Source organism: Nonomuraea longispora (assembly GCF_004348345.1).
GTDB lineage: Bacteria > Actinomycetota > Actinomycetes > Streptosporangiales > Streptosporangiaceae > Nonomuraea > Nonomuraea longispora.
Map to the genome: position 1 here is coordinate 1 of NZ_SMJZ01000291.1, position 8039 is coordinate 8039.

The 8039-nt window shown below is 69.4% G+C and carries 8 protein-coding genes and 1 pseudogene; 7 read left to right on the forward strand and 2 right to left on the reverse strand.

From position 1 onward, the window contains the following. A partial coding sequence (locus E1267_RS46025) for a DUF1275 family protein (protein ID WP_220449919.1) occupies positions 1-395 on the reverse strand: 395 nt, incomplete at its 3' end. Between the two features lie 78 nt (positions 396-473). On the opposite strand from E1267_RS46025, the pseudogene E1267_RS46030 reads away from it, so the two are divergent. From E1267_RS46030 to E1267_RS41005, 7 genes and pseudogenes are all read left to right on the forward strand, one after another. Continuing rightward, positions 474-617 (forward strand): annotated as a pseudogene (locus E1267_RS46030) (sigma factor-like helix-turn-helix DNA-binding protein); the annotation flags it as partial. Between the two features lie 339 nt (positions 618-956). Beyond that, a complete protein-coding gene (locus E1267_RS40980) occupies positions 957-2270 on the forward strand; it encodes an ABC transporter substrate-binding protein (RefSeq protein WP_132341273.1) in 1314 nt (437 codons plus the stop codon). A 57-nt stretch (positions 2271-2327) separates the two neighbouring features. Continuing rightward, positions 2328-3284 (forward strand): carbohydrate ABC transporter permease, encoded by a 957-nt coding sequence (locus tag E1267_RS40985; RefSeq protein WP_132341275.1) that lies wholly within the window; start codon positions 2328-2330, stop codon positions 3282-3284. After that, positions 3281-4111, forward strand: a complete 831-nt coding sequence (locus tag E1267_RS40990; protein WP_132341277.1) for a carbohydrate ABC transporter permease — start codon at positions 3281-3283, stop codon at positions 4109-4111. Before E1267_RS40985 ends, E1267_RS40990 begins: the two co-directional genes overlap by 4 nt. Further along, entirely contained in the window at positions 4108-5517 is a 1410-nt protein-coding gene (locus E1267_RS40995) for a GH1 family beta-glucosidase (RefSeq protein WP_132341279.1), read from the forward strand. Before E1267_RS40990 ends, E1267_RS40995 begins: the two co-directional genes overlap by 4 nt. After that, positions 5498-6496 (forward strand): LacI family DNA-binding transcriptional regulator, encoded by a 999-nt coding sequence (locus E1267_RS41000; protein ID WP_132341281.1) that lies wholly within the window; start codon positions 5498-5500, stop codon positions 6494-6496. Before E1267_RS40995 ends, E1267_RS41000 begins: the two co-directional genes overlap by 20 nt. Before the next feature lie 18 nt (positions 6497-6514). Then, a complete protein-coding gene (locus E1267_RS41005) occupies positions 6515-7495 on the forward strand; it encodes a phosphotransferase family protein (protein ID WP_132341283.1) in 981 nt (326 codons plus the stop codon). 11 nt (positions 7496-7506) lie between these two features. Here the strand turns inward: E1267_RS41005 and E1267_RS41010 are convergent. After that, positions 7507-8039 (reverse strand): anti-sigma factor (locus E1267_RS41010; protein ID WP_132341285.1); only part of this gene is annotated, 533 nt, incomplete at its 5' end.

The following is an 8039-nucleotide window of genomic DNA, read 5'->3' on the forward strand; positions in this document are numbered from 1 at the left end:
AGACGCCTGACCGGCCGGCCGGGGAGGGCGGGGGAGGGGAGGGCTGCGGTGGCTCGCCGACCGTGGCGGCGGCGAGCGCGGGCACCGGACCGGTGGTGACGTGCAGCGTGGCGCCCCCAACGCCCCCGCGAACATGGCGGCGATGCCGGCGGATCGGCGCAGTGCGTCTCGTCCCGGACCTTCGGCAAGAGCGCGGTGAGGGTGGTCGTCAGGACGTTCGTGTTCATGTCGAGCACGGACAGCTCGCGTACGGACGCGCTCTGCATGCCCATGCCGCGGGCGAGCAGCGCGATGAGGGCGGCCCGCCCCGGCGGCTCGCGATGTCCGGCGAGCTCGGCCGTCACCATGGCGGGGCCGGGGAGCTGCCCGGCCAGGAGCTCGTCGACAACATGCACGCCTTCAACGAGTCGCTGGTCAAGGCGGGGGTTCTGCTGGCGGCCGAAGGGCTCTACCCGAGCTCGTACGGGGCCCAGATCTCCTACAGCGAGATCGCCAGGGTGTTCCTCGTCACGGAGTCCACGGTCGCCCAGCGGATCGTGCGGGCCAAGCGTACCCTCGCCGCCAAGCAGATCCCCTTCGAGGTCCCGCAGGGCGCCGAGCTGGCCGGGCGGCTGTCCCGGCCGGTCGGGTGGCGCTTTGGGCTGAGCGGTCCGCGGGGTGCACGGCGGTGCCCGGCGCCGGCCTCAGGCGAGTACGTGCGCGTGACATGCCCTTGATGCGACACAAAAGATGCCTCTTGTGGTGGGAGCGCTCCCAAGCAGCCCTTTGCGAAGTTTACCCCTACAAATCCGATTGTTCAGTGATAAACCACACCGTTGGTAACGGTTACGTTTCGCGGGATTGACGCACAGATCGGGCAAGTGCACCCTTTGTGGGAGCGCTCCCAAACATCCCACCGCGGTGGAACGCAAGGCCGCGGTGCATCTCCCGCACATTCACCCGAGAAGGGGCCCACCATGATGATCAGAAAACGTCGCGGCGGTCTCGCCGTGGCCTCGGTCCTGGCGGCGGCCGCGCTCGCCGTGGCCTCCTGCAGCTCCGACGCGCCCTCCACCGCGTCGGAGCCGGTCACCATCCGCCTGCAGACGTTCGGCGGCGGCAGCAACTTCGGCTACAAGAACGCCGTCGAGAAGTGGAACGCCGAGCACAAGGACATCCAGATCCGGCACGAGAACCTGACCGACCAGTTCGAGCAGCAGTACTGGCCGCAGATGATCCAGTGGTTGCAGGCCGGCAGCGGCGCGGGCGACGTCATCGGCATCGACGAGGGCGGCATGGGCCTCGCCAAGGCGCGCACCGAGTGGTGGGCCGACCTGAAGGAGCACGGTCTGGAGTCGCGCAAGGCCGACTACCTGCCGTGGAAGTGGGAGAACGGCGTGACGGCCGACGGCAAGCTGTTCGGCCTTGGCACCGACATCGGCGGCATGAGCCTCTGCTATCGCAAGGACCTGTTCGAGAAGGCGGGGCTGCCGACCGACCGTGACGAGGTCAGCGCGCTGTGGCCCACGTGGGAGGAGTACCTCGAGGTCGGCAAGCGGTTCCAGTCGAAGGTCAAGGACACCAAGTGGGCCGACGGCACCAACACGTTGTACCAGGTGGTGCTGTATCAGGAGGCGGCCAAGAACGGCAACGTGTCCTACTTCGACAAGGGCAACAACCTGATCATCGACAAGAACCCGGCGGTCAGGACGGCTTTCGACTTCGTCGAGAAGCTGAGCAAGGATGGCCTGACGGCGAAGCTGCGCAACTTCTCCGACGAGTGGGCGACGGGCACCCAGAAGGGCGCGTTCGCCACGCTGGGCTGCCCGTCGTGGATGCTGGGCGCGGTCAGCGGCAACGCCGGCGACGAGGGCAAGGGCAAGTGGGACGTGGCCGCGGTGCCCGGCGGCGGCGGCAACTGGGGCGGCTCCTGGCTGGCCGTGCCCAAGCAGTCCAAGCACCCGAAGGAAGCGGCCATGGTCGCCGACTACCTGACGCAGGCGAAGACCCAGGCGAGCGTCTTCACCGACTTCGGCAACATGCCGAGCAACACCAAGGCCCAGCAGGACCCGGCGGTGCAGGGCGCGAAGAACGAGTACTTCAACGACGCGCCCATCGGTGAGATCTTCGCCAAGTCCGCCGCCAGCCTCCAGCCGGTCTTCCTGGGCGTGAAGCACGCCCAGGTCAAGAACGCCACCGAGGCGGTCATCCAGGGCATGGACGACGGCTCGGTCCCGTACGACAAGGCCTGGCAGCAGCTGGTCGACGACGCGGTGAAGGCCGCGGGCTGATTCTCGCGCCCGGCCCGCCAGGAGCGGGCCGGGCTTGTTGCCGCCGAAAGGTCTGTAATGAGCATCGACACCCTTCCACGGGCGACGCGGAGCGACAATCGCCGCGCCCGCCCGCCCGGCCGCCGCTGGCGTTCCCGCCTCGACATCAAGGCGATGCCGTACGCACTGGTGTCCCCGTATTTCCTGCTGTTCGCCGCCTTCGGGCTCTTCCCGCTGGCGTTCACGCTCTACTACTCGCTGTACGACTACGACCTGACCGGCACGACGGAGTGGGCCGGGCTGGGCAACTACACCGCGCTGCTGGGCGACGACGACTTCTGGCGGGCCACGGTGAACACGGTGGCCATGTTCCTCATCGCCACCGTCCCGCAGATGTTGCTGGCGTTGTTCCTGGCCAACGCCCTGAACAAGCGCATGCGCTTCCGGCTGGCGATCCGGATGAGCGTGCTGCTGCCGCTCGTCACGTCGGTCGTCGCGGTCGCGGTGGTGTTCACGCAGTTGTTCGCCCGCGACTGGGGCCTGGTCAACTGGCTGCTCGGCATGTTCGGGGTGGAGAACACGAACTGGCGGGCCGAGCGCGTGCCGTCGTGGATCGCCATCGCCACCATGGTCGACTGGCGCTGGACCGGTTACAACGCGATCATCTTCCTGGCCGGCATGCAGACGATCCCGCGCGACCTGTACGAGGCGGCCTCGATCGACGGCGCCTCGCAGCGCCGGCAGTTCTGGCAGATCACCCTGCCGATGCTGCGCCCCACGATGATCTTCGTGGTGCTGAACTCCACGATCGGCGGCCTGACGCTGTTCTCGGAGCCGATGACGTTCTACAACGGCAACCCCGACGGCGGGTCGCAGGGCCAGTTTCAGACGGTGGCCATGTTCGTCTACAAGGAGGCCTTCCGTGAGTTCGACTACGGCTACGCCTCCGCGGCCGCCTGGCTGCTGTTCCTGCTGATCCTCATCGGAGCGGCGATCAACTTCCTGTTCGTGCGCAGGATCGGGGGCACACGATGACCATGTGGAAACCGTCCGTCCTCACGAAGGTCCTGCTCGGGCTGGCCATCTTCCTGTCGGCGTTCCCGCTGTACTGGATGCTGGTCATCGCCTCGCGTACGAACTCCGACGCGGTGGCCTCGCCGCCGAGGTTCCTGCCCGGCGGGAATCTCGGCCAGAACATCATCGCGGTGCTCGAACACCCCGAGGCCAAGTTCGTGGCCGGTCTGACGAACTCGTTCATCGTGGCGAGCGTCGTCACCATCTCGGTCATCCTCATCTCGACGCTGGCCGGCTTCGCCTTCGCCAACCTCAACTTCAGGGGACGCAACGCGCTGCTGCTGCTCGTGCTGCTGACGATGGCGGTGCCGCTGCAGCAGATGGGCGTGGTCCCGCTCTACCGGGTCATGGTGAGCCTGGACTGGACGGGCACGCTCAAGGCGGTCATTCTGCCGTACCTGCTCAACGGGTTCGGCGTCTTCCTGATGACGCAGTACACGCGGCAGTCCGTGCCGATGGAGCTGGTGGAGGCCGCCCGGGTGGACGGCGCCTCCACGCTGCGCATCTGGTGGAACATCGTGCTGCCCGCGGTCAGGCCCGGCATGGCCGTGCTCGGCATCAACACGTTCATGCTCATGTGGAACGACTACATGTGGCCGCTGATAGTGCTCAACCAGGACAACCCGACCGTGCAGATCGCGATCAACTCGCTCAACGCGAGGTATTCCACGGAGTACTCGTTGATCTTCGCAGGTACGGCACTGTCCATCATTCCGCTCATCGCGGTATTCGTCGCATTCGGCCGCCAGATTGTCGGCGGACTCATGGAAGGTGCGGTCAAGGCGTGACGACACAAGAGGAACAGACGCGTACCGGACTGCGCTTCCCCGCGGGCTTCGCGTGGGGCGCGGCGACCTCGGCGTACCAGATCGAGGGCGCCGTCGCGGAGGACGGACGAGGACGGTCCATCTGGGACACCTTCACCAGAAAGCCGGGCCGGGTGCTCAACGGGCACAACGCGGACGTGGCCATCGACCACTACCACCGCTACAAGGACGATGTCGCCATCATGGCGGAGCTCGGCCTGTCGGCCTACCGCTTCTCGGTCTCCTGGCCCCGCATCCAGCCTGCCGGTTCCGGCAAGGTCAACCAGAAGGGACTCGACTTCTACAAGCGGCTCACCGACGAGCTGCGCAGGCACGGCATCGATCCCTGGCTGACCCTCTACCACTGGGACCTGCCCCAGGAGCTGGAGGACAGGGGCGGCTGGCCCAACCGCGACGTCGCCTACTGCTTCGCCGACTACGCGGCGACGGTGCACGATGCGCTGAAGGACCACGTCCACACGTTCAGCACCGTCAACGAGCCGTGGTGCGCCGCGTTCCTCGGTTACGCCTCGGGCGAGCACGCGCCCGGCAGGCGCGAACCGGAGAACGCGGTCAGGGGCGCGCACCACCTCAATCTGGCGCACGGCCTGGCCGTGCAGGCGATGGGCGCCCGCCGCGTCGGCGGCAGCGTGAACCTGTACCCCGTCACGCCCGCCACCGGCAGCGCGGAGGACCTCGACGCGGTCCGGCGCATCGACGGCCTGCAGAACCGGTTCTTCCTGGACGCCATGCTGCTGGGCAGCTATCCGGAGGACGTGCTGGCCGACCTGCCCTTCGAGATGGACTGCGTCCAGCCCGGCGACATGAAGATCATCAACGCGCCCATCGACGTGCTGCTCGTCAACTACTACAGTCGCTTCACCGTCTCGGGAGCCCCTGGCGGCGCCCGGTCGGCGGCCGCGGCCCCCACGGACACGGGGTCGCCGTGGGTCGGCAGCGAGCACGTGTCGTTCCTCAACGGCGGCCGTCCGGTGACGGCTATGGACTGGGAGATCGACGAGTCGGGCCTGGTCGAGGTGCTCACCAGGGTGGCACGTGACTATCCCGCGATCCCGATGGTGATCGCCGAGAACGGCGCCGCCTTCGACGACGTGCTCGACGACGGCCGCGTGCACGACCGGGAGCGGCGGGCGTACGTCGAGGCGCACCTCGCCGCATGCAAGCAGGCCATCGACGCGGGCGTGCCCCTGGAGGGCTACTTCGCCTGGTCGCTGATGGACAACTTCGAGTGGGCCTGGGGTTACGGCAAACGGTTCGGTCTGGTCCGGGTGGACTACGAGACACAGGAGCGGCTGCTCAAGGACAGCGCGCTCTGGTACTCGGAGATCATCCGGCACAATAGGCGACATGAACCGACCGACTCTTGAGGCAGTCGCGGCTCGGGCCGGCGTGGGCCGGGGCACGGTGTCGAGAGTCATCAACGGCTCGCCGAACGTCAGCGCCAGGGCCCGCGAGGCCGTCGAGCTGGCCATCCGCGAGCTGGGCTACGTGCCCAACCGCGCGGCGCGGGCGCTGGTGACGCGCCGCACGGACACCGTGGCGCTGGTGGTGTCCGAGTCGCAGTTCCGCGTCTTCGACGAGCCGTATTTCGCGGGCACCATCCGCGGCATCGGCTCGGCGCTGGCCGAGACGGGCCTGCAGCTGATCCTGGCGATGGCCAGATCGCCGGAGGAGCACGAGCGACTCGAGAACTACCTGACGGGGCAGCACGTCGACGGCGTGCTGCTCCTGTCGCTGCACGGCGCCGATCCGCTGCCGGGCCGGCTGGAGGCGATGGGCGTGCCCACCGTGCTCGGTGGCCGGCCCGTCGGCCTCGACCCCTACAGCTACGTCGACATGGACAACAGGGCCGGGGCCCGGCAGGCGGTCAAACACCTGCTGGGCCTCGGCCGCCGCGCGATCGCCGCGATCGCCGGCTCGCAGGACATGGGCGTGGGCGTCGACCGGCTCTCGGGCTACCGCGACGCGCTGCTGCCCTCGGGCCTGCCGGAGCTGGTGTCCTACGGCGACTTCTCCGAGCAGAGCGGGGCCGTCGCGATGGCCGAGCTGCTGCGCTCGCATCCCGAGCTCGACGCGGTCTTCGCCGCGTCCGACCCGATGGCGCTGGGCGCGATGCGCGTGCTCAAGGCCGAAGGACGGGAGATCCCCGGCGACGTGGCCGTGATCGGGTTCGACGACTCCAAGGCCGCGCTCAGCGCCGACCCGCCCCTGACCACCGTCCACCAGCCGACGGAGGCCATGGGCAGGCAGATGGCCCGGCTGCTCGTCGCCCGCATCAACGGCGAGGAGCTACGCCAGCCCGTCGTGATCCTCGACACGCATCTCGTGCGCAGGGAGTCCGCCTGACGGCAGGAAGGGGTTGCCATGGACAGCAGGACCAAGCGCCGGTTATCCGCGGCCGAGCTCGACGCGCTGGCCAGGCGCGCGCTGGGCGCGGGCGTGGCGTCCGCCAGCGAGCTGACCGACGGCTTCGCCAACGCCGTCTGGCGGCTCGCGCTCGACGACGGCCGCGAGGTGGTGCTCAAGCTCTCCCCGCCGCCCGAGCTCGACCAGCTCAGCTACGAACGCAACCTGCTGCGTATGGAGGCCGCCGCGTACGAGCACGCGCTCAAGGCGGGCGTTCCCGTGCCGTCACTACTGCGGGCCGGCTTCGACGACCCCGTGCTCGGCGGCGACTACCTGATGCTGAGCGCCCTCGACGGCGTGTCGTGGAACGCCGTCAAGCCCGACGGCGAAGACGCGCTGCGCAGGGAGCTGGGCCGCCACCTGGCCAGGTTCAACGCGGTGACGGGCGAGGTGTTCGGCTACCCGCACGCGGGCATCGTGGGCGCCACGTGGCGCGAGGCGTTCCTGGCGATGGTGGCCGCCCTGCTCGGCGACACCGTACGTTATCCCGCCCCGCTGCCGCGCCCCGCGGCCGATCTCATGGCCGTGTTCGAGGCGGCGTCGCCGGTGCTCGGCGAGGTGACGACACCCCGGCTGGTGCACTTCGACGTGTGGGCGGGCAACGTCTTCCTCGACCTCAGCGGCCCGCCCAGAATCCAGGCCATCATCGACCACGAGCGGGCCTTCTGGGGCGATCCGATCGCCGAGTTCGTCACCCCGACCGTCTTCGGCGAGCTGCGCGAGGACGACCCGCTGCTGGCCGGCTACCGCGAGGTGACGCCGCTGGAGCTCACCCCTTCCGTGCTGACCCGGCTCGACCTCTACCGCGCCTACCTCTACCTGATCCTGCTGATCGAGAACGGGCCCCGGCAGTATCCGGAGAGGGAGTACGCCAGGGTCCGCGACGGCTCGCTGGCCGCTCTCGACGTGCTGCTCGCCCGCCTCACCCGGCCCGTGTAACGGGTGTTTGTTCAGGTGGGAGGCAGGCCGCCCACCATGATGGGGCGCGTGGTGGGCTTCTCGGAGCCGCCCGCGGGCTCGACGGTGAGCGCCACCCGGCGGTCGCCGTCCAGCGGGGCCACCACGGGGACGGTCGCCCCGCCTCCCGCACGGTCGAGCAGCCCGGCGGGGCGCGCCCCTCGCGGTCCCGTCAGCCACAGCTCGTAGTCGTGGGAGCCGGGCAGGTCCCGTAGCCCGGACGAGGTGAACACCATCCGTCCCGCCAGGCGGGAGAGCACCACGGTGCCGATGCCGCCGGTGGAGACCGGCAGGCGCACCGTGCGGACGTCGGACGCGGCCAGCACGGCGGCCAGCTCCCCCGTCCTGGCGGACAGGTCGCCGAGGTCGCGGTGGGCGTCGACGGCCAGCGCGCCGAGCGTCGCCGCGGCCGCCGCGGACACCGCCGCCAGCACTGTCAGGAGCTTCGGCCGTCGCCACGCCCGCGGCGGGCGATGACGCGGGCGGCGGGCGGCGGTCAGGAGGCGGGCGCGCAGGGTGGCGGGTG